Origin of the sequence: Heliomicrobium gestii, assembly GCF_009877435.1 — a bacterium.
Lineage (GTDB): Bacteria > Bacillota > Desulfitobacteriia > Heliobacteriales > Heliobacteriaceae > Heliomicrobium > Heliomicrobium gestii.
In genome coordinates this window covers 126106-149151 of sequence record NZ_WXEX01000003.1, presented here as the reverse complement: position 1 = coordinate 149151, position 23046 = coordinate 126106, and the positions used below count along the sequence as shown (strand labels likewise).

The 23046-nt window shown below is 59.8% G+C and carries 24 protein-coding genes; 1 reads left to right on the top strand and 23 read right to left on the bottom strand.

Annotated elements, in window-relative coordinates:
• Positions 1 to 1455 carry a TIGR02679 family protein gene (locus GTO89_RS04555; RefSeq protein WP_161260883.1) on the top strand — a complete coding sequence of 485 codons (1455 nt, stop codon included), beginning with the start codon at positions 1 to 3 and terminating at the stop codon, positions 1453 to 1455.
• Between the two features lie 101 nt (positions 1456 to 1556).
• On the opposite strand, the gene GTO89_RS04550 is transcribed toward GTO89_RS04555, so the two are convergent.
• The 23 genes from GTO89_RS04550 to rplU form a co-directional block, all read right to left on the bottom strand.
• Positions 1557 to 1751 carry a hypothetical protein gene (locus GTO89_RS04550; RefSeq protein ID WP_161260882.1) on the bottom strand — a complete coding sequence of 65 codons (195 nt, stop codon included), beginning with the start codon at positions 1749 to 1751 and terminating at the stop codon, positions 1557 to 1559.
• A gap of 402 nt (positions 1752 to 2153) precedes the next feature.
• Entirely contained in the window at positions 2154 to 2828 is a 675-nt protein-coding gene (locus GTO89_RS04545; protein WP_161260881.1) for a nucleotidyltransferase family protein, read from the bottom strand.
• Positions 2785 to 3564: a selenium cofactor biosynthesis protein YqeC gene (yqeC, locus tag GTO89_RS04540; RefSeq protein WP_161260880.1), complete on the bottom strand. Its 780-nt coding sequence runs from the start codon at positions 3562 to 3564 to the stop codon at positions 2785 to 2787. The genes GTO89_RS04545 and yqeC overlap by 44 nt, the downstream gene beginning before the upstream one ends.
• 86 nt (positions 3565 to 3650) lie before the next feature.
• Positions 3651 to 5048 (bottom strand): 5'-deoxyadenosine deaminase, encoded by a 1398-nt coding sequence (locus GTO89_RS04535; protein ID WP_161260879.1) that lies wholly within the window; start codon positions 5046 to 5048, stop codon positions 3651 to 3653.
• A 36-nt stretch (positions 5049 to 5084) separates the two neighbouring features.
• On the bottom strand, positions 5085 to 6017 hold the full coding sequence (locus GTO89_RS04530) for an ABC transporter permease (RefSeq protein WP_161260878.1): 933 nt from the start codon (positions 6015 to 6017) through the stop codon (positions 5085 to 5087).
• A gap of 2 nt (positions 6018 to 6019) precedes the next feature.
• The gene (locus GTO89_RS04525) at positions 6020 to 7135 is read right to left on the bottom strand and encodes an ABC transporter permease (protein ID WP_161261023.1); all 1116 of its coding nucleotides are present in this window, start codon (positions 7133 to 7135) and stop codon (positions 6020 to 6022) included.
• Positions 7125 to 8672 (bottom strand): ABC transporter ATP-binding protein, encoded by a 1548-nt coding sequence (locus GTO89_RS04520; protein WP_161260877.1) that lies wholly within the window; start codon positions 8670 to 8672, stop codon positions 7125 to 7127. Before GTO89_RS04520 ends, GTO89_RS04525 begins: the two co-directional genes overlap by 11 nt.
• A 214-nt stretch (positions 8673 to 8886) precedes the next feature.
• Positions 8887 to 10014: a BMP family ABC transporter substrate-binding protein gene (locus tag GTO89_RS04515; RefSeq protein ID WP_161260876.1), complete on the bottom strand. Its 1128-nt coding sequence runs from the start codon at positions 10012 to 10014 to the stop codon at positions 8887 to 8889.
• 412 nt (positions 10015 to 10426) lie between these two features.
• Positions 10427 to 11782 (bottom strand): PLP-dependent cysteine synthase family protein, encoded by a 1356-nt coding sequence (locus tag GTO89_RS04510; RefSeq protein ID WP_161260875.1) that lies wholly within the window; start codon positions 11780 to 11782, stop codon positions 10427 to 10429.
• Between the two features lie 200 nt (positions 11783 to 11982).
• Complete coding sequence (locus GTO89_RS04505; RefSeq protein WP_161260874.1) at positions 11983 to 13224, bottom strand: threonine synthase; 1242 nt, start codon at positions 13222 to 13224, stop codon at positions 11983 to 11985.
• Between the two features lie 246 nt (positions 13225 to 13470).
• Positions 13471 to 14313, bottom strand: coding sequence for an L-serine ammonia-lyase, iron-sulfur-dependent, subunit alpha (sdaAA, locus tag GTO89_RS04500; protein WP_235920247.1), 843 nt, complete (start codon positions 14311 to 14313; stop codon positions 13471 to 13473).
• Positions 14314 to 14395: 82 nt separating this feature from the next.
• Positions 14396 to 15058, bottom strand: coding sequence for an L-serine ammonia-lyase, iron-sulfur-dependent subunit beta (sdaAB, locus tag GTO89_RS04495; protein ID WP_161260872.1), 663 nt, complete (start codon positions 15056 to 15058; stop codon positions 14396 to 14398).
• Between the two features lie 77 nt (positions 15059 to 15135).
• The gene (rsfS, locus tag GTO89_RS04490; protein ID WP_161260871.1) at positions 15136 to 15504 is read right to left on the bottom strand and encodes a ribosome silencing factor; all 369 of its coding nucleotides are present in this window, start codon (positions 15502 to 15504) and stop codon (positions 15136 to 15138) included.
• 32 nt (positions 15505 to 15536) lie between these two features.
• Positions 15537 to 16169, bottom strand: a complete 633-nt coding sequence (gene yqeK / locus GTO89_RS04485; protein ID WP_161260870.1) for a bis(5'-nucleosyl)-tetraphosphatase (symmetrical) YqeK — start codon at positions 16167 to 16169, stop codon at positions 15537 to 15539.
• Positions 16170 to 16224: 55 nt separating this feature from the next.
• Positions 16225 to 16485 carry an RNA-binding protein gene (locus tag GTO89_RS04480; RefSeq protein WP_161258653.1) on the bottom strand — a complete coding sequence of 87 codons (261 nt, stop codon included), beginning with the start codon at positions 16483 to 16485 and terminating at the stop codon, positions 16225 to 16227.
• 102 nt (positions 16486 to 16587) lie between these two features.
• On the bottom strand, positions 16588 to 17352 hold the full coding sequence (nadD, locus tag GTO89_RS04475; protein WP_328793860.1) for a nicotinate-nucleotide adenylyltransferase: 765 nt from the start codon (positions 17350 to 17352) through the stop codon (positions 16588 to 16590).
• Positions 17336 to 18589, bottom strand: a complete 1254-nt coding sequence (locus GTO89_RS04470; protein WP_161260869.1) for a glutamate-5-semialdehyde dehydrogenase — start codon at positions 18587 to 18589, stop codon at positions 17336 to 17338. Before GTO89_RS04470 ends, nadD begins: the two co-directional genes overlap by 17 nt.
• A gap of 30 nt (positions 18590 to 18619) precedes the next feature.
• On the bottom strand, positions 18620 to 19768 hold the full coding sequence (gene proB / locus GTO89_RS04465; RefSeq protein ID WP_161260868.1) for a glutamate 5-kinase: 1149 nt from the start codon (positions 19766 to 19768) through the stop codon (positions 18620 to 18622).
• A gap of 169 nt (positions 19769 to 19937) precedes the next feature.
• Entirely contained in the window at positions 19938 to 21260 is a 1323-nt protein-coding gene (gene obgE / locus GTO89_RS04460; protein WP_161260867.1) for a GTPase ObgE, read from the bottom strand.
• A gap of 95 nt (positions 21261 to 21355) precedes the next feature.
• Positions 21356 to 21958, bottom strand: coding sequence for a Spo0B domain-containing protein (locus tag GTO89_RS04455; RefSeq protein ID WP_161260866.1), 603 nt, complete (start codon positions 21956 to 21958; stop codon positions 21356 to 21358).
• A gap of 116 nt (positions 21959 to 22074) precedes the next feature.
• A complete protein-coding gene (gene rpmA, locus GTO89_RS04450; RefSeq protein ID WP_012283722.1) occupies positions 22075 to 22353 on the bottom strand; it encodes a 50S ribosomal protein L27 in 279 nt (92 codons plus the stop codon).
• Positions 22347 to 22694: a ribosomal-processing cysteine protease Prp gene (locus GTO89_RS04445; protein ID WP_161260865.1), complete on the bottom strand. Its 348-nt coding sequence runs from the start codon at positions 22692 to 22694 to the stop codon at positions 22347 to 22349. The genes rpmA and GTO89_RS04445 overlap by 7 nt, the downstream gene beginning before the upstream one ends.
• 18 nt (positions 22695 to 22712) lie before the next feature.
• Entirely contained in the window at positions 22713 to 23024 is a 312-nt protein-coding gene (gene rplU, locus GTO89_RS04440; RefSeq protein ID WP_161260864.1) for a 50S ribosomal protein L21, read from the bottom strand.
• Positions 23025 to 23046: the final 22 nt, after the last annotated feature.

The following is a 23046-nucleotide window of genomic DNA, read 5'->3' as shown; positions in this document are numbered from 1 at the left end:
ATGGATGCCTTTGCCCCGCTTCCGCCCGATCTCTGCCGCTATCTCCGACAGCCCGGCTTCCCGCCGCTCCTGGAGGCGGCCCGGCGCCGCTTTGAATCGCTCGGCCGAATCGGCGGTTCCCTGCGCCTGGACAAGCTAACGGGCGAACAACTGGATTGCCTCAACGGTTTTTTCGGGCGGCAGATCGCCTCACCCCATTGCCCTGCCGGCGCGGTTTCTTCCCAAGTCGCCCCAGAGGTTCTCACCTTCACCGTCTCTGTTCGCATGACCGAGATCGATCAGGCCCTGCGCCAGAGCCGGTGGCAAATCACCCTGGAAGAGGTTCTCTACAGCCTTTATGGGCAACAGTTGGAACTTCGTCCCCAGCGACGCCAAAAGAACCGCCAGGCCTGGCAAACTCTGATCGAGCGAGTCAAGGCGCAGGCCTCCCCGGCGGCGCAAGCATGGATCGATGCGGTTGCTGACCGGCGTTCCGGCGGCTACCGCATCTTAAAAAGCGCCTTTGACGGAAACCCCGCAGACACCGAAGCGCAGTTGCTCGCCGTCACTCGCGCCATCGCTCGGCTCGATCGGCGATCACCTTCGGCGCACACCCTGCCCGCGGAACGCCTACCCATCTTCGCCGCCCAGATCACCGGCGATCCCCACGCCTTTGACCGAGCCACCCCCCTGGGGCGGCTCTTCAGTTCCGCCCTGGCCTATCTGTTTCGTCCAGGCGAATCGCTCGATGACGTCGACTCCTCCGGCGATGCCTCTGAATCGGCAGAGGCCCACCGTGCGTTGCTGCGCGCGGCGGGCCTCGATGGCGATGATATCTCTTCTTTTGTGACCGTCTTCGGCCTGCCGGCAATGGGGGGAACTCCCTTGCATCCGCTGATGGAAGCCGCCACCGGCGCCGGCGAACCGCTCAATTTGACCCTTCGCAATCTAAGACATATTCCGACGACGCTGACCAGCGGACAACACTGGGATGTCCCGGAAGGCCAGCCTGTCTACCTTGTTGAAAATCCGGCTGTTTTCTCCGGCCTTTTGGATCGATGGCTCCACTTGCCCCCCGCCTCGCGAAGACATAAGGGGCCTTTGATCTGCACGAGCGGCCAACTTTCGCTGGCCGCCCTGCTGTTGCTTGACAGCCTGATCCATGCCGGCTGCCGGCTTTTTTACAGCGGCGATTTCGACGGCAAGGGGCTGGAAATCGCTCTCCAACTGGAACGCCGCTATAATGCCTCCGGTTATTCCGGTGCCAGCCTTTTTCAACCGTGGCGCTTTGACTGCCAAACCTATCAAAAGGCGGTTAAACAGGTGGCTCTGTCAGAAGATCAGCGCCGGAGGGTAGCGGAAATGACGGTGCCTTGGGACGCTCAATTGCCAGCGATCATGGTCGAGACCGGGTTGATCGCCTATCAGGAAAATCTCATCGTCGATCTGATCATTGACTGGCTGAACGCTACATAAAGAACAGAAAACCCAACCTATCGTCAACCTATGGACGACCATTCGACACCATTCGACGACCTTTCGTCACCCTATCCACGGCAAGTCGACCTATCGTCGACTTACCCGGGGAGCCGGTTCCGTTGCATCTCTTGGGCATAGTACTGTCCAAGCATGCGCAGGGAGCCGGCGATTTGTTTTTCCTGGCGTTTTTCCAACCAGCCAAAGAGAACCTGCTTCACGTCCTTCTGGGCTCTGTGAAACAGCGCCTTTTCGATCGCGCCAGGTTCACGACGAGAGAAGATGCGTTTTTGCATAGAGACCTCTCCTTTTCCATGATGTGCGGGAATCGCATTTTCACTCGTTTAGAACGAGGTACTTTCTAGGATATGCGATCAGACTGAAAAACGTGTGAATTGGCTCCAAGGCAACGGCTGATGATGCGAATTTAACAGAATATTAACATCGGTATTAATCAGTTTATTCATTGATAAGTTTTGTTGTTAATGAATATTTTACATCGTTATTCTATATGTTTATTTGTAGACTTGCCAATTGCGTTATTAAAGAAAGGTTACCATGTCTAAATAGTCTCATCAAGGGACTTTCGTCCTACCGTCATGTTGATTTACTGTTTACGATCAATATTTACATCGTTCATTGTGCCAATAGAATTATCAATGTGAAAAAGCCCACCGCTTACAAATCAGCAGTGGGCTTTATTGTTCAATATTCGTTGATTCCCGGCACAGGGACTCATATTCCGTCCACGTATCGATGTCCATGAAAACGCGATCATCGGCCCAATCGATGGCGCAGACACAGTCGAGGTGTTTGCGGATGATCTCTCGTCCCCCCTGGTCCCCCGACAACATCGCCAAATCAGATCGCCAACCGGCGCCAAAGAGAACAGGGCTTCGCCAACTCCCCCTGTTTCGAGGGACGATAATGGCTTTGGTGTCATTTCTCCGATCAAACGTCTCGGCCATCGCCACGAGCAGATTGGGGTCGATAAAGGGCTGATCACCCGGCATAAACACATAGCCCGTCAGATCGGCTGATAGGTTGGTTGCTGCCAACCTTACCGATGTCGCTTGCCCCTCTGCCCGCTGCGCGTTCAAGAGGGCTTGAAACCCACGGATGGCACAAAGCTCATCGAGGGCTGCCTTCGGTTCGCCGATAACGGCAAGCCGTTGCCCCCAGGGAAGTTCCCTCACCCGATCCAAACCATGGGCCAGGAGCGGTTTTCTCCGGAACGGCAAGAGCAGCTTCGGTTGACCCATGCGCCGGGATAACCCCGCCGCCAGCACGGCAATCCCGAGAGAGGAGAAAACGGGGTTCCCGCCTTCGTCATGGTTGCCTGTAAAGGCGCGATACCCGCATTTCTCTTCCATATCCTTTTGTCCGGATGACCCGTTCAATGCGGCCATTTCCATCCTTCCATAGCCGGTCGACAATCGCTTCCGTCCACTGCCTTTGCATCGTGTCACCAGCAGGATCAGTCACACCACCGGATAGCAGGAGGATTTTTTTGCCGGCAGCGCCCTGAAAAATCCCCTTGCGGTGAAGAGCCAGCTTTGCCAGGTCTTCCGGTTCAATCAGCGCCCCGTTCGGCTTGCCGACGATGGGACGGACAAGACCGGGCCGGTGGACAATGGTCGTGTCCAGGGGGCAGCCGATGGCGTCGAGATGGAGAACGCCGACCGTCACATCGCTGCGCATCGGAACCACCGGTTCATGGGCGGCAGGCGCTTTCAGCAGCCGGCCCGCCGCGCCATCCGCTTCGATCAACAGATGCCAGGAACAGCGGTAATCACAGAGACGATCCACCCATTCCGGCGGGATACCTTGCACCTTTCCATCCTTCACGGACCGGAACCAGCCGGCGCGACCAAAGCGCCCCAGATCGGAGAGCGCTTTCTGCAGTCCCGAATGAAACTCCTCCTCAACGATGGGCGCCAGGTGTTCCACCTGTTCGTATGCCATCCGGGTCGTCGTCGTCAATACATAGGGGATTCGCTCAGCTTCCCACTGGTCGCTGAGCGCCATGAGGAGCGACGTCTTTCCGCCTGCCCCGACGACTGACAGCACCGTCGGGCTCACGATGCCCAGCGCCTCTGATAACCTCACTGTATCACCCTCCGGCGCAATCGGTATCCTGGCCAGGCGACTGCCTTGCCAGGATAAGGTCCCTTTGCTGCACAGTCAGAGCGAAGTCACCGCACAATGCCCGCCCTGCGCGCCACACGGTTGATGGCCTGGCTGGCATCGCGGAGAAGTGTGGTTTCATCGATCGTCGTCAGTTTTCCCTCTTCATAGACAATCTGGCCGTCCACCATGGTCAACACGACGTCGCTCCCCCGGGCCTGATAGACCAGTTGGGCATAGACGTCGGCGCCTTCCAAGGGGGCGCAGTGGAGTTTGTGGAGATCGATCATGGCCAGGTCGGCGCGCTTGCCCACTTCCAGAGAACCGATTCGATCGGCCATGCCCATGACCGCTGCGCCGCCGAGGGTGGCCAGTTCAAAGACCTGCTGCGCCGGCATCGCTGTCGGTCCATGGAGCGCCTTCTGAATCAAGGCGGCGGTGCGCATCTCTGTAAAGGGATCAAGGTTGTTGTTGCAAGGGGCGCCGTCGGCGCCGATGGAGACAGCGATGTTCCGGCGGCGCATCTCCGGGATGGGGGCGATGCCGGAACCCAACTTCAGGTTGCAGGAGGGGCAGTGGGCCACCTTGATGCGGCGTCGTTCGATGAGATCCAATTCATCTTCATCCAGCCAGATGCAGTGGGCCAGGATCAGGTTTTCATCAGCCATGCCCAGGTGATCGAAGTAGCTGACATTGCGCATCTTCCGCTCTTCCTGCACCAGGGCGATCTCGCCGCGGTTTTCCGAGGCATGGGTGTGGATCATGACACCGTGACGCCGGGCCTGATCGCCCACTTCCAGAAGCAGTTCCTCGCTGCAAGAAACGGCGAAACGGGGCGCAAAGGCGTAGCGAAGCCGTCCATCGCCTTTGCCGTGCCACTTTTCCAAGAGATCGACGCTCTCGCGAATCGACGCTTCCCGCTTTTCCATCAAGGTGGCGGGAACGTCTTGACCCCAGTCCATCATGCATTTTCCGCTCAAGGCGCGCATGCCTGAGTCGACGATGGCCTGGAAGACCGACTCGGTGTGGTGGACGGTGGCCATGTCGATGATGGCTGTCGTGCCGCAGCGGAACATCTCGCCGATGCCCAGGCGGGCCGACGTGTAGAGGGATTCGGCGTCATGAGCGCCTTCGAGAGGCCAGATGCGCAGTTTCAGCCAGTCAAGCAGTTCCAGATCATCGGCTTGGCCCCGGAAAAGGGTCTGGCAGAGATGGATGTGGCCCTGGATGATGCCGGGGATGATCAGCCGTCCTCGGGCATCGATAACCTGATCAGCCCTGAAGGATGGTTCGATCGGCAGGTCCTGTTGAGGAAAGCGCTCAGGCGCGGCAGGGTTCTCCGCCTGCGCGTTGCCGGGGCGAATCGCCGCAATCACTCCATCACGGATCCACAGTTCACCCTCGACAATGTCTCGCTGGGCGTTCATGGTGACAATAGCGGCGTTTTTGATGACGATGCTGGACATGGGATCCACCTCGTTTTTCTTAGAAGTGGGTGAACCTCATCGCTCCTCCCGGTTGTAGGACAGGCCCAACGCCTCCGGCGAGGCGACACGGCGCGTCTTCGTCTCCCGGGTGACGACGATGAGGACGATGATGGTGAAGACATAGGGCAACATCTTGAGGAAGAAGGACGGGATCTGAATCCCCAGGGTCTGCATGGTGAAGCCGAGCACATCGATGGTGCCGAAGAAAAAGCTGCCAAAGAAGGCCCGCACCGGATTCCACATGCCGAAGATGACCAGTGCCACCGCGATCCAGCCCCGTCCGCCCGTCATGTTCTCCAGCCAGGACGGCGCGTAGGCCAGGGACAGGTAGGCGCCGGCGATGCCCGCCAGCATGCCGCCTGCGATGACGCAGGCGTAGCGGGTGGCGAAGACGTTGAGGCCGGCGGCGTCGGCGGCGGCAGGGTTTTCCCCGACGGCCCGCAGTTCCAGACCGGCCTTCGTCCGGAAGAGGAAAAACCAGATGAGGGCGATCAAGACATAACTGAAATAGACGAGCAAGTCGTGCTTGAAGAGGATCTCGCCGATGACAGGGATCTCGCTGAGACCGGGGATGGGAACCGGTTTAAAGGTGTGGGTCAGGGGCACGCCGATCAGGTTTTTGCCGAGGTAGCCGCTGAGGCCGGAACCGAAGATGGTCAAGGCAAGGCCGCTGACAACCTGGTTGGCCCGCAGGGTGATGCACAAAAAGGCATGGATAAAGGCCATCAGGCCGCCGGCGATGGTGGCCATGGCCAGACCGGCCCATTCGTTCTGGGCGCTGTAGGTGACGAGAAAGCCTGTCACGGCGCCGACGAGCATCATGCCTTCGACGCCCAAATTGAGGATGCCGGCTCGTTCCGTCAGGATCTCGCCGAGGGCAGCAAAGAGGATCGGCGTGCCGGCGATGACGCCGGTGGCCAGGAGGGATACCCACATCGATGTTTCCATGGTTATCGCTCCTCCTTTCCGCCGGTCCGCAGGCGATAGTTGACAAAGATTTCTCCGCCGACGACGAAGAACAAGATGGCGCCCTGCAGCATGGAGACGGTCGCTGCCGGGAAGCCGCTCGTCTGGATGCTGTAGCCGCCGACAAGCAGGCCGCCGAAGATGAAGGAGACGAAGACGATCGCCCAGGGGTGCAGGCGGGCGAGCCAGGCGATGATGATGGCCGAGTAGCCATAGCCCGGTGAGATGCCGTGTTGGAGCCGCTGGGTGATGCCGGAGACCTCGGTCATGCCGGCGAGGCCGGCCAAGGCGCCGCTGATGAACATGACGACGAGGATGTTTTTGATGTGGTTCATGCCGGCGTAGCGAGCAGCCGAGGGGCTTTCGCCGCTGACGCGGATCTCAAAGCCCCAACGGGTGTGGCGCAGGACAAAGTAGAGGATGCCCGCCGTGATCAGCGCTAACAGCAAGCCCGTATGGATGCGGCTTGTGCCGAAGGCCGGCAGGATGGCGCTTGCCGAAAAGGGCGCCGTGATGGGGAAGTTGAAACCGTTCGGGTCTTTCCAGGGACCGTAAACGAAGTAATCGACCCAAAGGATGGCGATGTAGTTCATCAACAGGGTGGTGATCGTTTCGTTCACCTTCATGTAGGCGCGCGGAATGGCCGGCAGGAGGCCCCAAAGGCCGCCCAAGGCCATTCCGACGATGGCCATGGCGGGCAACAGCGCGAAAGCCGGCCAGTCGGGGTGGTTGAGGGCGACCCAACTGGCGCCAAATGCGCCCATGTACAGTTGTCCTTCGGCGCCGATGTTCCACAACTGCATGCGAAAGGCGATGGAAACGGCGAGGCTGCAGAGCATGAGCGGGATGGCCTTGACAACCGTTTCCGAGATGCCATAGGTGGAGCCGAAGGCGCCGTCGAGCATCAGCGCGTAGACCTTCAGGGGTTCTTTGCCGGTGGCGGCGATAAAGAGGGCGGAAAACAGCAGACCGACGACGATGGACAGGATCGGGACGAGAACCAGCACCGTCGTAGAGTTGTTGGCCCGCTTTTCAAAACGCCAGTCGGCAAAGCGGAAGCGCCCGGTGAATCCTTGTTTTTCTGCGGTGTTAGGATGCATCGCCATTCACCTTCCCCCCTGCGCCTTCTGCGTCTGCTGTCGCATTCATCCGCTCGCCGGCCATCATCATGCCAACGGCTTCGATGGTAGCTTCCCTCGGGTCAACGACGCCCATGACCTCTCCGCCATGGAGGACGGCGATGCGATCGGACAGGGCGAACAGTTCTTCCAGTTCCTCGGAGATGAGCAAGACGGCGACGCCGGCGTCGCGCTGGGCCACCAGGAGGTTGCGGATCGTCTCCATGGCGCCCACGTCAAGGCCGCGCATGGGGTACATGGCCACAATCAGACGGGGGTTGTTGGAGATCTCGCGCCCCAGGAGGAGTTTCTGCAGGTTGCCCCCGGAAAGCATCTTGACGGGATCTTTGAGGCTGGCGATCTTGACATCGAACCGTTTGATGATGTCTTCCGTCTCCTCGGTGGCTTTTTTCCAATGAATCACCGGAGAGGTGTCACCGGCGCCTTTTAAGAGGTAGTTCTCAACGGCGTTCATGTTCGGCGCCAGTCCGGTGCCGAGCCGGTCTTCAGGGATGTAGCTGACGCCCGCCTCGATCATCTGCTTCGGCGTCGCCTGGGTCATCTCGGCAATGCCGATTTTTTTCACACCGCTTTCGATGGTCCGCAGACCGGCCACCACCTCGGCCAGTTCCCGCTGGCCGTTGCCGGCCACACCGGCGATGCCCAGGATCTCGCCGCCATAGATGTCCAGGGAGAGCGATTTGATGGCCGGGAGCCCCCGGTCGTTGAGGGCCGACACATTTCCCAGTTCGAGGATCTTCTCCCCCCGGTTGGCGGGCGCTTTGTCAGTGCGCAGGATAACGGTCCGGCCGACCATCATTCGCGTCAGTTCCGTTTCGTTTGTCTCGGCCGTGTTGACGGTCCCGACGGAGCGTCCGCCCCGCAAGACGGTGATGCGGTCCGTGTTTCCGAGCACCTCGCTCAGCTTGTGGGAGATGACGATGATCGCCTTCCCCTCATCGGCCATGCGCCGCAGGGTGTGATAGAGTTCGACGGCTTCCTGGGGTGTCAAGACGGCCGTCGGTTCATCGAGGATGATGATGTCGGCGCCGCGGAAGAGGATCTTCAAGATCTCCACCCGTTGCTGCTCGCCGACAGAAAGCTGCCACACCTGAGCCGTGGGATCGACTTGCAGGCCATACTTTTCGCTGGCCGCCGCCACCTGTGTGTTGATGGCGCGAATGTCAAAAACCTGCCGGACTCCCTTGAGACCGAGCAGGATGTTTTCCGATACAGTGAAGGGCTTGACCAGCTTAAAGTGCTGGTGCACCATGCCGATGCCCTGTGAGACGGCATCCCGGGGGGATAAGAGCTCCACCGGCCGTCCGTTGATGCGGATCTCTCCGCCGTCCGGGCGGTACAGGCCGGTGAGTACGTTCATGAGGGTGCTCTTCCCCGCGCCGTTCTCTCCGAGCAGGGCATGAATCTCCCCTTTGCGAACGGCGAAGCTGACCCGATCATTGGCCAGGACCCCCGGGAATCGTTTGGTTATGTCGATCATCTCGACCATATAGTCCATTGCATGCACCCTACCCTATGTTGTCGTTTGCAAAATCAGCCCCGACAAACGGCTTGCCGTCCGCCGGAAAACCGGCGGACGGCGACCATCTTCTGATGCTTGGGCACCTACGTGATGGGAAAACCTGTCGTTTGAAATGAATACTCTTTGTTTTGGGATCGCTTGTTTTCCAGAAAGGGCTGGTAGCGAATCGTCTGTTCGGTTAGGTGATGATTTACTTAGGAATGGTTCCGTCCACACCCTGAACGAACCAGTTGAACTCGAGCATTTCTTTGTCGGTCATCTTGGAACCTTCCGGCACTTTCACCTGACCGGATTGATCTTTGATCGGGCCATTGAAGACGTCCCATTCGCCTTTCAGGATGGACTCTTTCTTCTTGGCGACCAGGGCTTTGGCGTCGTCGCTCACCATGGGACCGTAGGGAGCCAGGTCAACAACCTTGTCAGACATGGGGCCCCAGTACTGTTCCGACTTCCAGGTTTTGTCCACGACAGCTTTGACGGTTTTCACATAGTAGGGACCCCAGTTCCAGACGGGACCGGTCAGGACAGCTTTCGGGGCGAAGGAGCTCATGTCCGTGTTGTAGCCGACGCCGAACTTGCCTTTTTCTTCAGCAGCTTGCATCGGCGCAGGGGTGTCCTGGTGCTGGGCGATCACGTCGGCGCCGGCGTCAAGAAGGCTCTTGGCGGCGTCTTTTTCTTTGGCGGGATCATACCAGGTGTTGGTCCAGACAACCTTCACAGTGGCGTTGGGGTTGGCTTCCCGCACACCGAGGGTGAAGGCGTTGATGCCGCGGATGACTTCCGGAATGGGCATGGCAGCCACATAGCCGATGACATTGCTCTTGGACTGCTTGCCGGCGACGAGACCGGAGAGGTAACGAGCCTGGTAGATGCGGCCGAAGTATGTACCGACGTTGGGAGCGGTTTTATAGCCGGAGCAATGGAGGAACGTCACATCGGGGAACTTCTGGGCCACTTTGATCACATAGTCCATATAGCCGAAGCTGGTGGCGAAGATGATCTTGTTGCCTTTGGTGGCCAGTTCGGTGAGCACCCGCTCGGCGTCAGCGCCTTCCGGCACCGATTCCACGATGGATGTTTCCACATTGGGCATTTCTTTTTCCAGGTATTTGCGACCTTGGTCATGGGCGTAGGTGTAGCCGGCGTCACCGACAGGTCCGACGTACACGAAAGCCACCTTAACTTTGTCGCCAGCGGCTTTGTTGTCGCCGGCCGGTTGCTGAGAAGCCGTGGGTTGTCCGCCGCAGCCGGTCAGAACGAGACCGAGCACGAGCGTAAGGCTCAAGAGAATTGCCAGCGTCTTCGTTTTGAATTTCACGATGCATCCTCCCCGTTTTATTATTTGGTCTTCTTTCGCGCCGGTGTAGCGAGGGTTTCGGTTCTCTATCCCTCGCCGCTTTTTCATCCCTCCCCACGAAAGTTCTTCATGGCACAAACAAAAGGCCCTTCACCACGCGGCCTCTTCCCTTCGCGGTGAAGGGCGCCATTGCCCTTCTGTCATTCTGTTCTGTCGTTCCGACCCATTTCCCCTGATACTTGTAATTTTATTCCCAGACCGCCGGAAAAGCAAGACCTCAACAATGTATTCTTGATTTTTGGCTTTAATTTCGCCGTTTCAGATGGCCATCGCCATTGCTTTATGGCCGATCATGGCGTCTTTTCCCGCTATTGTAAGGATAGGAATTGAAGCCGTGTGCGACCGATGGCAGACGACAGGGCGCGTTCCCTGCCTAGCGGCTGGCGGCGATTTTTTCGTTGTAAACCTGGACCTTGGCGTACTGGTCCTCCCAGAAGCCGGCGTCGCGCATGGCGTTGAGGAAGTCCATGCTGTAGCCGAACTTGAGCCAGTCGTTTTCCTTCTGCTGAAAGAGCCGCTCTTTCTTGTCGTCGCGCCGGACATCGAAGACCTGCTGGTCGTCGGCGCCAAGGAAGATGTCCTTCGCCCACCGTTCCAGGACAAAGGGCGCTGTCTCCAGGTAGCGGCGGTCCAGGTCTTCCATCACCGAGTGGTAGCGGTCAAAGCCGTCGGTGGCGACGGTGACCACGTTGTCCCCAGGGCCGAGGCGAAGGAACTTGGCCATTTTGATGGCGCCCAGGATGTTGCAGATGCCGGAGGGACCGAACCAGTCACGGATGGAGAGGGCGAAATCGCGATCGACGCCCATCTGGACGAGGGCTTCCACGCCGTCGCGGAAGATCTTCAATCCCTGGACGGTTTCTTCATCACGGATCAGGATGATGAAATCAGTGGTCAGCACGTTGTGGATGAGGGTGCACATCTTGTCGCCGATGCCCTCGATGCGGTGCTGGCCGCGCCCGCCATCGGCCAGGGTGGAGCACTCATAGGGTTCCAGCGCGCCGATCTTGGCCTCGGGATAGATCGCTTTGATCTGGTCGCCGGCGGCAAGGGTGCCTGCCGAACCGGGGGCGGAGACGAAGCCGGCGATGCGCCCATTGCCGACGCCCTGGACGGCCTCGATGGCGCTGTTGCCGGTCACATGGCGGTGGAAGCGGTAGTTCGGGAAGAGTTCAAATTGGGCCAAGGCTTTGTAGGCCGGGTTTTTCATCATCTCATGGGTCCGTTCCAGTGTCAAGATCACATCAGACTCGCTGCCCGGCGTCAGTTCCAATTCGCCGCCGTACTTGCGGATCCGTTCGTAGCGCTCTTTGCTCATGTTATCGGGCATGATGACGATAGACCGGAAGCCCAGCAACCGGGAGATGTAGGCGGTGCCGATGCCGAAGTTGCCTGTCGACGGACCGAGGATGGTATGTACGCCGGGGACGATCTCGCCGTCAACAAGTCCCTCGATCAAGGTGCTGTAAGCGGGGCCCACCTTGTGGGAGCCGGATGGAAAGCCGCAGCCCAGCATGACGACGACATTGGCGTCGATGCCGGTGAGGGCCGGCGGCAGGACGACCTTGCGCACCTGGTTGCCGGCGTTTTTCCAGGTGATGTTGAAGAGGTTGATCGGGTCCAGTTCGTTTTCCTGCAAAGCGGTCAGCGCCTGAGCGCGCACTGAACCATCGAGGGTTTCCGGGCGCAGCATCTCATCATATGTGGGTCCGAAGGGAATTCGAGACATGGTTGTTCCTCCTTCGGGGGAACGCCCTCTGGGCAAACCCCGTGATGTTTTCCGCACTGCCTCAATCTCTATAACTGCCTTGTCTTTTTCTTTTCGCCGTGATTGTGCGATCTTCCTCCTGTTTCGCTGCACGGAGGTTGGGCAGTCGTTGGATCCTGCGCGCCGTTATGTACTGCCGAAGTTGCAATTGCAATTTCGGCTTAGGCCGTCACTGCGCGCTGCACCGCCTCCAGTTCCGGCTCAACCGACAAGGGCTGCCCGGCGGCCCGGATGGCGCTGGCGATGTCTTTGAGTCCATTGCCGGTGACGATGATGGCCACCGAATCGTCCGGTCCGATGATTCCCTGGCGACGGGCCTCCTGCACACCAGCCACGCCGGTGACGCCGGCTGGTTCGCCGAATACGGCGGTTTTGCGAGCCAAGGTGGTCATCGCCTCCAAGATGGCCTCGTCGGGGACGGCCACATAGGCGCCGCCCGATTCAACGACCGCTCGCAACCCTTTGGCAAAATTACGGGGGTGGCCCACAGCGATGGAATCGGCCAGGGTGTCGGCCTCACAAGGGGTGAGCCCCTTCCCCTCCCGCCACGCGGTGACAAAGGGCTGGCAGCCGGCAGCCTGCACGCCAAGGATTTTGGGCGTCTGTTCGATCCAACCGATGCGCTGCATCTCCTGGAAGCCTTTCCAGACGCCGCCGATGGTGCAGCCGTCGCCGACAGAGACGACGACCCAGTCGGGAATGGTTCCCCGCTCTCGAAACTGCTCAACCAGTTCCAGCGCCACCGTCTTCTTCCCTTCGATCAAGTAGGAATTGATGGCGCAGTTGCGGTTATACCAACCGAAATGAGCGCTCGCCGCCATGCAGAGCTCCCAGGCCTGATCATAGGTTCCCTGGACGGAGAAGACCTGGGCGCCGAAGACGAGCAACTGGGCCACTTTGGCTTCCGGCGCCCGTTTGGGCACGAAGATGGAAGCCGGCAGGCCAGCGGCGGCGGCGAAGCCGGCCAACGACGAGGCGGCGTTGCCGGTGGAGGCGCAGGTGATCCGGGAAGCGCCCTTTTCCAGCGCTTTCAGCACCCCGACGGCGCTGGCCCGATCTTTAAACGAGGCGGTCGGGTTGCGCCCTTCGTCCTTCACCCAACAGGCAGCCACATCAAGCGTTGCCGCCAGTTTTGGGGCGGCGTAGAGGGGTGTCCAGCCGACCTGCAGGTGGCTGATCCGCTCCGGTTCGGCGACAGGCAGGAGCGGCAGGTACCGCCACATGGAACGGGGTCCGCCGGCAGTGAATGTCTTCGGATCCATCTCGGCCTTAATGGCCTCATAGTCGTAGATCACATCCAGGATGCCCTCATGGTAACCACAGGCGGGACAGTAATAGTCAACTTCGCCGGGGTCATACTGTTTCCCGCAATGGATGCACTGAAGCGCTTGAACGTGTTTCATCATCTCACCTCACTTGATTTATCCATGCAAGAATCAAGCCAAGATCGCCGTTTATTCAAAAATGACTGGAAACAGGATTCCTTTTGCCCAAAAACTCGTTATATACCCTACCATCATTTTAAAACCAAACTGAGTGAAGATTGCTTTCTCGCTCTCCTTGTCTCAATTTGATATGTTTTTTTTTATATGAAACAAAACGATACAGAAAAAACCGCTTCTCGGTTCTTGTCGAGATTACTCACCTACCTACGTTTCTGTGGAATTTCCTTCTCCCTTGCCGGCAAAGAGCCTTTTCGCCCACTCCCGCCCCGTAGGCGTATCGGCCAAACCGCCTCGGGCCGTCTCACGCAACGCCGCCGGCAGAGCGGCGCCGATGGAACCCATAGCGTCGATCACCTCATCGACAGGGATGACACTGGTGACTCCGGCGAGGGCCATCTCGGCAGCGACGAGAGCCTGAGCGGCAGCGCCGGCGTTGCGTTTGACACAAGGGACCTCAACGAGGCCGGCGACGGGATCGCAGACGAGTCCCAGCATGTTTTTCAAGGCCATGGCGACAGCGTCGCCGACCTGGGCTGGCTTGCCGCCGCAAAGGTCCACCGCCGCTCCGGCGGCCATCGCCGCTGCCGCGCCGCATTCGGCCTGACAGCCGCCGGCCGCTCCGGAAAGAGTCGCCCGGGAGGCGATGACCATGCCGATGGCGCCTGCCACCAAGAGCCCCTCGGCCAGCTGTTTATTTGATAAACGGCGGGATTTGCCCAGCGCAAAGAGCACCGCCGGCAACACGCCGCTCGACCCGGCCGTCGGAGCGGCCACGATCCGGCCCATGGAGGCGTTCGCTTCGCCTACCGCCAGGGCCATCGTCACCGCGTCGGCCAGAACCGGCCCGACGACGCTGTTGCCGGGGCATTCCGCGCCATAGGCGGCCATCTTCGCGGCGTCGCCGCCGACAAGGCCGCCGACGGAACGGTGGCCCTGCAATCCGGCCTGGATGCTGTCCCGCATCACCGGCAGGAGCGCCTCCATGCGGGCCAGGATCGCCGCTTCCGTCGTTTCCAGGTCAGCTGCCTGCCGCTGCAGGCAAAACATTGCAAAAGTGAGGTTTTTCTCTTCCGCTTGCGCAATCCACTGCTGCAAGGACAGCTTTTGGGCCACACGCGCGCCCCCTCGTTCAGTCGATTTGAATCCGTCGCGCCCTCTCCACGGGCGGCAGCGCAGCGATAGCGCGCAAGGCTTCATCGGTGACGGTCTGATCCGTCTCCAGCACCATCAGCGCCCGCGCGCCCTTCTGTTCTCGCGAGACTCGCATCTGGGCGATGTTGATCCCCTGCTGGCCCAATACAGCCGTCACCAGGGAGATCACACCAGGCTGGTCATGGTGGGTGACCAGCAGTGTGGCAAAGTCGCCGGTCAATTCGACGGGAAAATCATCCACACGGGTTACCTGGACGCGCCCGCCGCCGATGGATGCGCCGGTGACATCTGAACGGGTTCCCGCTTGCCCGATCAGATTAAACCGAACCGAGTTCGGGTGGGCCAGTTCCCCCAGATTGATGTCGGAAAAAGTCACCGCCAAACCGGCCGTTTCAGCAAATTCAAAAGAGTTGGGGATGCGCAGGTCATCGGTGGCCCAGCCAAGCAGACCGGCCACCAGGGCCCGGTCAGTGCCATGGCCCCGGTGGGTCTCGGCGAAGGAGCCGTGGAGGCCGATCCGGGCCTCCATGACAGCTTCGCCCAGGATCAGGCGGGCCACATTGCCGAGACGCACGGCGCCGGCGGTATGGGAGCTGGACGGACCGATCATAACCGGTCCGATCACATCGAAAATATTCATAGGTCCGCTCCTGTGCCTGTCCAATCCGCTTCCTATCGATTCACCTATTGGTTACCACTCACGCTGCTGTTGAGAGCTTACTGGAGGAACTCTTCGAAGTTTGGCTCCACCGCCTTCGGCGCGTCGCCCCAGAGGCGTTCCAGGGCATAGTGATCCCGCGTCTCGGGGCGGAAGATGTGAACGACCACATCGCCGTAATCCATCAGCACCCAGCGCCCATCGCGGTACCCTTCGACACGGAGGGTGCGGCGGCCGTAGTCTTTCAGTTTTTCTTCGATGTTCATGCAGATGGCCTGCACCTGGGGCGTCGAATTGCCGTTGCAAAGGACAAAGTAGTCGGTCACATTCGATTTGCCTCGCAGATCGAGGAGCGTGATCTCGTAGGCTTTCTTATCGGCGGCCGCTTCGGCGATGGCGATGGCCGCTGCTTTGCTGTCTTGTCCCAATGTATTGGTTCCTCCCTAATTGTGATCCATGATCAGCTATGTTTTTGACTGCAGGCGTCTTCCCTCTTCTGCTCCAAAATCAGCCAATTGCGCGTCTCCACCGTAAGGGGGTGCAACAGTGTGCCCTTGCGGAGAACATGCTGGATCGCCTGATCGAGACAAGCCTGCACAGTCCGGTCCAGCGACTGTTCGGCCAAGTCTCGGAGCGTTTCTACACCCTTGTAGGTCCGGTTCGGCTCGATCTTGTCGGCAACGTAGACGATCTTTGCCAAAAGCCCCATGCCGGGATGGCCGACCGTGTGATGGCGCACCGCCTCGAGCACCTCGTCGTCATCGAAGTCGTACTCCCTTGCCGCCCACCAGGCGCCGGCGTACCCGTGGAGGATTTCGGCCTGTTTTCGCTCCCACGGGTGGAGAGAAACACCGGCTTCCTCACAGGCCTCGATCAGCCGATCGGCCCGCCACTCGCGGGCGATGTCGTGAAGCAGTCCGGCCACACGGGCCCGCTCGGCGTCGGCGCCCCACCGGACTGCCAATCGAAAGGCCGTCTCGCCGGCCCCCACCGTATGGGCGTAGCGACGGGGGCTCAATGCACGGGCCAGATCTTCCTTCAGTCGCCGGCTGATGGCTTGCCAATCTCCCAACAGGATCATCCTTTCCGTCATACACAATAATAAACCTCCTATCCCATTACGGTCTAGGAGGTGCATATAAATTCTTTTATTGGTCCTGTCTGGGCTTGGCCTCGTTGACGGTCAGCATCCTGCCTTCATACTCGGCGCCGTTCATGGCTTCCACCATGCGCTCGGCGTCTTCATCTCTGACCTCGACGAAACCGAATCCTCTTGATCGCCCTGTCTCTCTGTCTGTGATGATCCGGCTGCTCAGCACCTCCCCGTAGGGGGAAAAGAGATCCGTCAGGTTTTCGGGCTTCGTTGCCCAAGGCAAATTGCCCACATAAAGGGTCCGAGTCAATTCCATTCACCTCACCATAACCCCATGATACTCGGCCTCAAGCGATGTACTTTCGCCCTGCGCTCGCGACTTAGTATGACCGGATACGGCGGGGTTATTCGCGGGGTGCTAGCGGTAACTTCCCGTTTCGATGATGCGGTGGACCACCGGCTCGGGCAAGAGGTACTTGACGGAACGCCCCTGGGCGAGGCGCTGGCGGATGTCGGTCGACGAGATGGCCAAGGCTGGCACCTCGATCAGGTGAATCCGTCCGGAAAACGCCTCCATGCAGGCCACCGCCTCGCGCAGGTGATCGCGGCCATAACCGGGGCGGTAGGCGGCGATAAAACGGCATTCGGCCATCAACTGATCGATCTGGCGCCAGGTCATGATCTCCAAGATGGCGTCGGCGCCGGTGATGAAGAAAAACTCCGCCTGTTCCCCATAGTCGCTCCGGAAGGAGCGGACCGTGTCGATGGCATAGGAATAGCCGGGGCGGCTTACCTCCACATCAGACATGCGAAAACGCGGGTTCGAGCAGGTAGCCAACTCGGTGAGGCGATAGCGTTCCCAAGGGTCGGTCACAAGCTGGCTCCGTTTGTGGGGCGGTCTCCCTGAGGGCACAAAGACGACGACAGACAAGTCGAAGAGATCGGCCGCCGCTTCGGCTGTCACCAGATGGCCAAAGTGAACAGGGTCAAAGGTCCCGCCCATGATGCCGACGCGTACAATCCCGTCGCCCGTTTGATTCACCTTGAATTTGGGCACCTTGATCCCGAAGGTGGTGTCCACCCACTCATAGTCAGTCAGGTCTTCCGGGATGGAGATGACGACGCCATGGGGACCGATGATAAAGCCCTTGCGCTCAACAGGGTGATTAGCGGATCTGTCCATCGCCGTAGCAGACGTACTTGATCGTCGTCAGTTCGTTCAGTCCCATGGGACCGCGGGCATGCAGTTTTTGGGTGGAGATGCCGATCTCGGCGCCCATGCCAAATTGGAAGCCGTCGGTGAACCGCGTCGAGGCGTTCACGTAGACAGCGGCGGCGTCGACACAGCGGGTGAACTCGCGGGCGCGGCCATAGTCGCGGGTGATGATGGCCTCCGAGTGACCGGTCGAGTATTTGCGGATATGTTCAAGGGCCTCATCGAAGCTGTCGACAACCTTAACGGCCAGGATCAGATCGAGAAACTCCGTGGCATAGTCCTCTTCGGTGGCCTCCTTGATCCCCTCAAAGAAACAGAGGGTGCGGGGACATCCGCGCAGCTCCACGTTCATCTCCGTCAGCACCTTGCCGATATGGGGGATGAACTTGCGGGCCACATCCTGGTGAACGAGAAGCGACTCGGCGGCGTTGCAGACGCCGGGGCGCTGGCACTTGGCGTTAATGATGATCCGTTCCGCCATTTCCAGATCGGCGTCGGCGTCCACATAGATGTGGCAGTTGCCAACACCTGTTTCGATGACCGGGACGGTGGCGTTTTTGACGACCGCCTGGATCAGACCGGCGCCGCCGCGGGGGATGAGCACGTCCAGGTAATCGTTCATGGTCATCATCTGCTGGGCCACTTCCCGGCTCGTGTCCTCCACCAACTGGATGGCCCCTTCCGGGATGCCGGCCTCTTCAGCCGCCTTGGCGATGACCTTGACGATGGCCATGTTGGAGCGAATCGCCTCAGAACCGCCGCGCAGCAAGACGGCGTTGCCCGTCTTCAGGCAAAGGCCGGCGGCGTCGACGGTGACGTTCGGACGGGCTTCATAAATGATGCCGACGACACCGAGGGGCACCCGCACCTGCCCGATTTCAAGGCCGTTGGGGCGGCGCCACTGGCGCTTCACTTCGCCGATCGGATCGGGCAGGCTGACAAGGGCATAGAGACCTTCCGCCATCTCTTCGACACGCTTTTTATTCAGCATCAGCCGATCTAAGAGCGACTTGGACATGCCTTTTTGCCGTCCCGCTTCCACGTCAAGGGCGTTGGCGGCCAGAATCTCTTCCTCCTGGGCCACCAAGGCGTAGGCCATCGCCTCAAGGGCCTTGTCTTTCACCTGCGAGGACAACGACCCCAGTTTGTAAGCGGCGTCTTTGGCTTTTTTGCCCTTCAGGGACAGTTCGGAATACATGTTCATGGCTCTTTCCCCCTGTTTCGCCTTTGCTTCTTATCCGATATGCCGGGAGACCATAACGGTCAGATCGTCCCGGTGCACGACCTCGTCAACGCCTTTTGCGCCCAAGGCCGCTTCAATGTCCTGGCACTGTTTCCCCATGATCCGCCGGACCTGGTCTGCCGAATACTGGGTGACGCCGCGGGCCACTTCCAGGCCTTCCGGCGCGATGATGCTCACCATATCGCCGCTCTGAAAATCACCGTCCGCCCGGGTGATGCCGCAAGGGAGCAAGCTCTTTCCGCCGGAGACGATCGCCTCGGCGGCGCCGGCGTCGATGTAGACGCGGCCGCTGCTGGCTGAGCTGAAGGCCAGCCAGCGCTTGTAGCCAGGCAGCGGCTTTTCATTGGGGAAAAACAAGGTCCCTACCTCTTCCCCGTTCATGATCTCGCGGAGACCGTTGGGCCGGCTGCCTTGGGCGATGACCATGGCGACGCCCGATTCAACAGCGATTTTGGCCGCTTGCAGCTTGGTGGCCATCCCGCCGGTGCCCAGGTTGGAGCCGGCGCCAGCGGCCATCGCTTCGATCTCCCGCGTGATCTCTGCCACTTCAGGGATAAAAACCGCTTCGGCGTCAACCCGCGGATTGGCCGAATAAAGACCTTCGATATCGGTCAACAGGATCAGCACGTCGCCTTGAACCAGACCGGCCACTAAGGCCGACAGGGTATCGTTGTCGCCGAAGCGAAGACGGATCTCGTCGATGGAGACCGTATCGTTTTCATTGATGATGGGGATGACGTTCATCCGCAGGAGCGCCTCCAGGGTATTGCCGGCGTTGATGTAGCGCTCCCGGAAGGCGAAGTCGTCCCGCGTCAACAGCACCTGAGCGACGACGAGGCCGTATTCGGCGAAAAGCTTTTCATACATATGCATGAGAATGCCCTGGCCGACGGCGGCGCAGGCTTGTTTCTCCGGCACCGCTTTCGGCCGCTTCTCCAGACCCAATCGCCCCATGCCGGCGCCAACGGCGCCGGAACTGACCAGTATGACCTGATGACCCCGGTTGGAGAGATCGGCCAGTTGCCGGACCAGCTTTTCCATCTGCTCCAGGTTCAGTTTGCCGGTGCCGTGGGTCAAGGTGCTGGTGCCGACCTTGACGATGACGCGGCGGGCCTTGGGCAGGTCCTGGCGTCCAAACACGGGGGCCACCTCCACAGTCGATTGATGGGCGTCGGCGACGACCTGTAACAGCGTCCTGTATACAGGATCGTCCCTTTTGTATTGTGGTTTATTCTCGATAGGACGGGCGTTTCCTGCCTTGACCCTTTTTACACAATTTTTTCAGAATCGAGCAAATTGGGCAATCAATTTATTCGCCGTCGTCGCCACGATCGGCATATTGGGCGGCATACTCGATAAAGTCAAACTCCAGGTCGCGGATGCGGACAGGGTCGCCGTGTTGGCAACCGGCGTCGCGCAAGGCCTGATCGACGCCCATCACGTCAAAAATGCGCTGCAAGCGGGCCACCGATTCTTCGTTTTCCATGTCGGTCATGGCCACATGGCGCTCCACTTCCTTGCCGGTGACGACAAAGACGCCCTCTTCGTCCCGGTGGATCTTGAAGCGTTCCTCAGCCTTGCCGGAGAAGCGAACATCCATGTGCGCGTCTGCGGTGACCGTCTCGAAGACGACAGGCCCCAGTTCCTCCAGTCCCTTGTGAACGTGATAGATCAACGGGTCCAACCCCTGGCGGGTGGCCGCCGAGATGGGGAAGATCACGGCCTCTTCACCGAGCTTCTCCCGCAGGCGCGCCAGCTGTTCCTCAGCGCCGGGCAGATCCATTTTATTGGCGGCGACAACCATCGGTTTGTTGGCCAATTCGGGCTTGTAGAGGACCAGTTCCCGGTTGATGGCGTCATAGTCTTCCAGCGGGTCGCGCCCCTCGCTGCCGGAGATGTCCAGAACATGGACAAGGTAGCGGGTGCGCTCGGTGTGGCGCAGGAAGTCGTGGCCCAGGCCGGCGCCGGTGTGGGCGCCTTCGATCAAGCCCGGGATGTCGGCCATGACGAAGCTCTGGCCTTCGGCGATGCGCACGACGCCCAGGTTGGGCTCCAAGGTGGTGAAGTGGTAGTTGGCGATCTTGGGGCGCGCTGCCGAGACGTTGGCGATGAGCGTCGATTTGCCCACGTTGGGGAAACCGACAAGTCCCACATCGGCCAGCAGTTTCAGTTCCAGTTCCAGCCACTGTTCATCGCCGGGTTCACCCTTCTCGGCGATCATGGGCACCCGGTTGGTGGAACTGACAAACTTGGCGTTGCCCCGGCCGCCCCGGCCGCCCTTGGCGGCGATGTACCGCTGGCCTTCAGCGGTGATGTCAGCCAGGAGCGCGCCCGTCTCGGCGTCCTTGACGACGGTGCCGATGGGCACCCGGACAGTCATGTCCTCGCCGTCGCGGCCATGCATGTTCTTACCCATGCCATGCTCGCCCCGTTCGGCCTTGTAATGGCGCTGGTAACGGAAGTCGACGAGGGTGCGCAACCCCTCGTCGCCGATGAAGATGACGTTGCCGCCGGCGCCGCCATCGCCGCCGTTGGGCCCGCCTTCGGGCACATATTTTTCACGGCGAAAAGAGACGATGCCGTTCCCCCCGTCACCGCCTTTAACAAATATCCTCGCCTGATCGTAAAACAACGGCGAAACCTCCTATGAGTTTGAACCCGTCTGTTGGTTCATGAAATGGGGAATCGAGCAGGGAATCGAAGCAGAGAACCGAACGTAGAAAACTATCAGGGCGCTCCCTCCTGCAAAAGGGAAACGAGGTCGACCGTCTTCAATGTCTCGTCGCGGCCCAGCCAGCATCCCTCGAAAACAGGGTCTGGCCCGCGAAAACGCAGGCAGAGGGCAGGCTCTTCTTCCGACGGATCCTGGGAAGGCAGCAACGCTTCGATCATTCCCGATGCCGCTGAGGCGAGCCGGCGCGCGCAGTTCTCCTCCTGCCAGGGTTCCGGGTTCCACGCCTGATCGACGCCGATGCGCAGGTCGACGGCCCGTTCCCGCAGATCTTGCCCTCGGAGCAGCAGGTGGGCGATGACGGGCAGGACGCCTAAGCGCATGATGCCGCCATCCTCCTGGAGCCGGAGGGCCACTTCCCGGAGGTATTCGAGGGATCGCTCTCCCCGCCCCACCTGGATGTATCCCAGGATCGTCTGCAAGTGGTTGATAAAATCATGGCGAAGCTCCCGCCACAGTTCTACCCACTCGGCAGTGTCAGGACTGAAACCGGCGAAATGGGCCCCTGCCGGATCGGCCGCTGTTGCGGCGCTCTGGGCGAGACTGCCCTCTGCCGGGTTATGCCGGTCCGTTGCGGCTGGCAAACCGTTCTCGGCCATCTGAAAACACTCCCGGCCACGCCGGATCTTTGTGAACGAACATCCTGCTGCCAGTCCGGCGCACAGTATTAATATTGACAAAAAGCCCCCGGATTTCTCCGGGGGCTGCTTTGTTCTTAGACAGCGTACACGCTGACCTGTTTTTTGTCCCGACCTTTGCGTTCGAATTTAACGACGCCGTCGATCAGGGCGAACAGGGTGTCGTCACTGCCCAGACCCACGTTGTTGCCGGGGTGAATCTTGGTGCCGCGCTGGCGGACCAGGATGTTGCCGGACAAAACGGCTTGACCGTCGCTGCGCTTGACGCCCAGGCGTTTGGCTTCGGAGTCACGGCCGTTGCGGGAGCTACCGACACCTTTTTTATGGGCGAAGTATTGCAGATTCATGACTAGCATGGGACACACCTCCTCTTCTCGACGTGAAGGAAACGCGGATAAGCTTCCGCGGTTTGTTGCAAACCAAGGACCATCGTTTCCAGGATGATCTGGGCCGTCCGCGCCGCTTCCGGCGCCAGCGGGTCCTGCAAGAGGCAGCGTAAGTCTCCCGGCTTGGAGGCGCTCACGTCAGTCGCCTTAGCGCCGAGAAAGTGCTCCAACCCATTGACCGCCGTAAAGGTCAACGCCGACACAGCGGCGCAAACCACATCTTGCCCGTGGGGCGCCGCTCCGGCATGACCCAGGGCTTCAAATCCCAGAATCCGCTGTTCCTCATCGACATAGACCGTTACCTTGACCATATCGAGTCCAACCGGGCCTTAGGCTTCGATGGCTTCGACGCGGACTTGGGTAAAGGCTTGACGATGACCTTGCTTGCGGCGGTAGTTCTTCTTGGACTTGTACTTGAAGATGACGATCTTCTTGCCTTTGCCGTGGTCTTCCACTTTCAGCAGGACTTTGGCGCCTTCGACGGTCGGGGCTCCGACCTTCAGCTCCCCATCCTTGCTGACAGCGAAAACGCGGTCGATTTCGACCACATCGCCAGGATTGGCTTCAAGTTTCTCCACCTTGAGCACATCGCCTTGTTGAACTTTGTACTGCTTGCCACCGGTTTCGATAATCGCGAACATGAATGCTACACCTCCCATACTA

Coding starts and splice junctions, on each gene's coding strand:
- GTO89_RS04555 (WP_161260883.1), top strand. CDS start 1: ATGGATGCCTTTGCCCCGCTTCCGCCCGATCTCTGCCGCTATCTCCGA.
- GTO89_RS04550 (WP_161260882.1), bottom strand. CDS start 1,751: ATGCAAAAACGCATCTTCTCTCGTCGTGAACCTGGCGCGATCGAAAAG.
- GTO89_RS04545 (WP_161260881.1), bottom strand. CDS start 2,828: ATGGAAGAGAAATGCGGGTATCGCGCCTTTACAGGCAACCATGACGAA.
- GTO89_RS04535 (WP_161260879.1), bottom strand. CDS start 5,048: ATGTCCAGCATCGTCATCAAAAACGCCGCTATTGTCACCATGAACGCC.
- GTO89_RS04530 (WP_161260878.1), bottom strand. CDS start 6,017: ATGGAAACATCGATGTGGGTATCCCTCCTGGCCACCGGCGTCATCGCC.
- GTO89_RS04525 (WP_161261023.1), bottom strand. CDS start 7,135: ATGCATCCTAACACCGCAGAAAAACAAGGATTCACCGGGCGCTTCCGC.
- GTO89_RS04520 (WP_161260877.1), bottom strand. CDS start 8,672: ATGGACTATATGGTCGAGATGATCGACATAACCAAACGATTCCCGGGG.
- GTO89_RS04510 (WP_161260875.1), bottom strand. CDS start 11,782: ATGTCTCGAATTCCCTTCGGACCCACATATGATGAGATGCTGCGCCCG.
- GTO89_RS04505 (WP_161260874.1), bottom strand. CDS start 13,224: ATGAAACACGTTCAAGCGCTTCAGTGCATCCATTGCGGGAAACAGTAT.
- sdaAA (WP_235920247.1), bottom strand. CDS start 14,313: ATGTTTTGCCTGCAGCGGCAGGCAGCTGACCTGGAAACGACGGAAGCG.
- sdaAB (WP_161260872.1), bottom strand. CDS start 15,058: ATGAATATTTTCGATGTGATCGGACCGGTTATGATCGGTCCGTCCAGC.
- yqeK (WP_161260870.1), bottom strand. CDS start 16,169: ATGACGGAAAGGATGATCCTGTTGGGAGATTGGCAAGCCATCAGCCGG.
- GTO89_RS04480 (WP_161258653.1), bottom strand. CDS start 16,485: ATGGAATTGACTCGGACCCTTTATGTGGGCAATTTGCCTTGGGCAACG.
- nadD (WP_328793860.1), bottom strand. CDS start 17,352: ATGGACAGATCCGCTAATCACCCTGTTGAGCGCAAGGGCTTTATCATC.
- GTO89_RS04470 (WP_161260869.1), bottom strand. CDS start 18,589: ATGAACATGTATTCCGAACTGTCCCTGAAGGGCAAAAAAGCCAAAGAC.
- GTO89_RS04455 (WP_161260866.1), bottom strand. CDS start 21,958: ATGGCCGAGAACGGTTTGCCAGCCGCAACGGACCGGCATAACCCGGCA.
- rpmA (WP_012283722.1), bottom strand. CDS start 22,353: ATGCTAGTCATGAATCTGCAATACTTCGCCCATAAAAAAGGTGTCGGT.
- GTO89_RS04445 (WP_161260865.1), bottom strand. CDS start 22,694: ATGGTCAAGGTAACGGTCTATGTCGATGAGGAACAGCGGATTCTGGGA.
- rplU (WP_161260864.1), bottom strand. CDS start 23,024: ATGTTCGCGATTATCGAAACCGGTGGCAAGCAGTACAAAGTTCAACAA.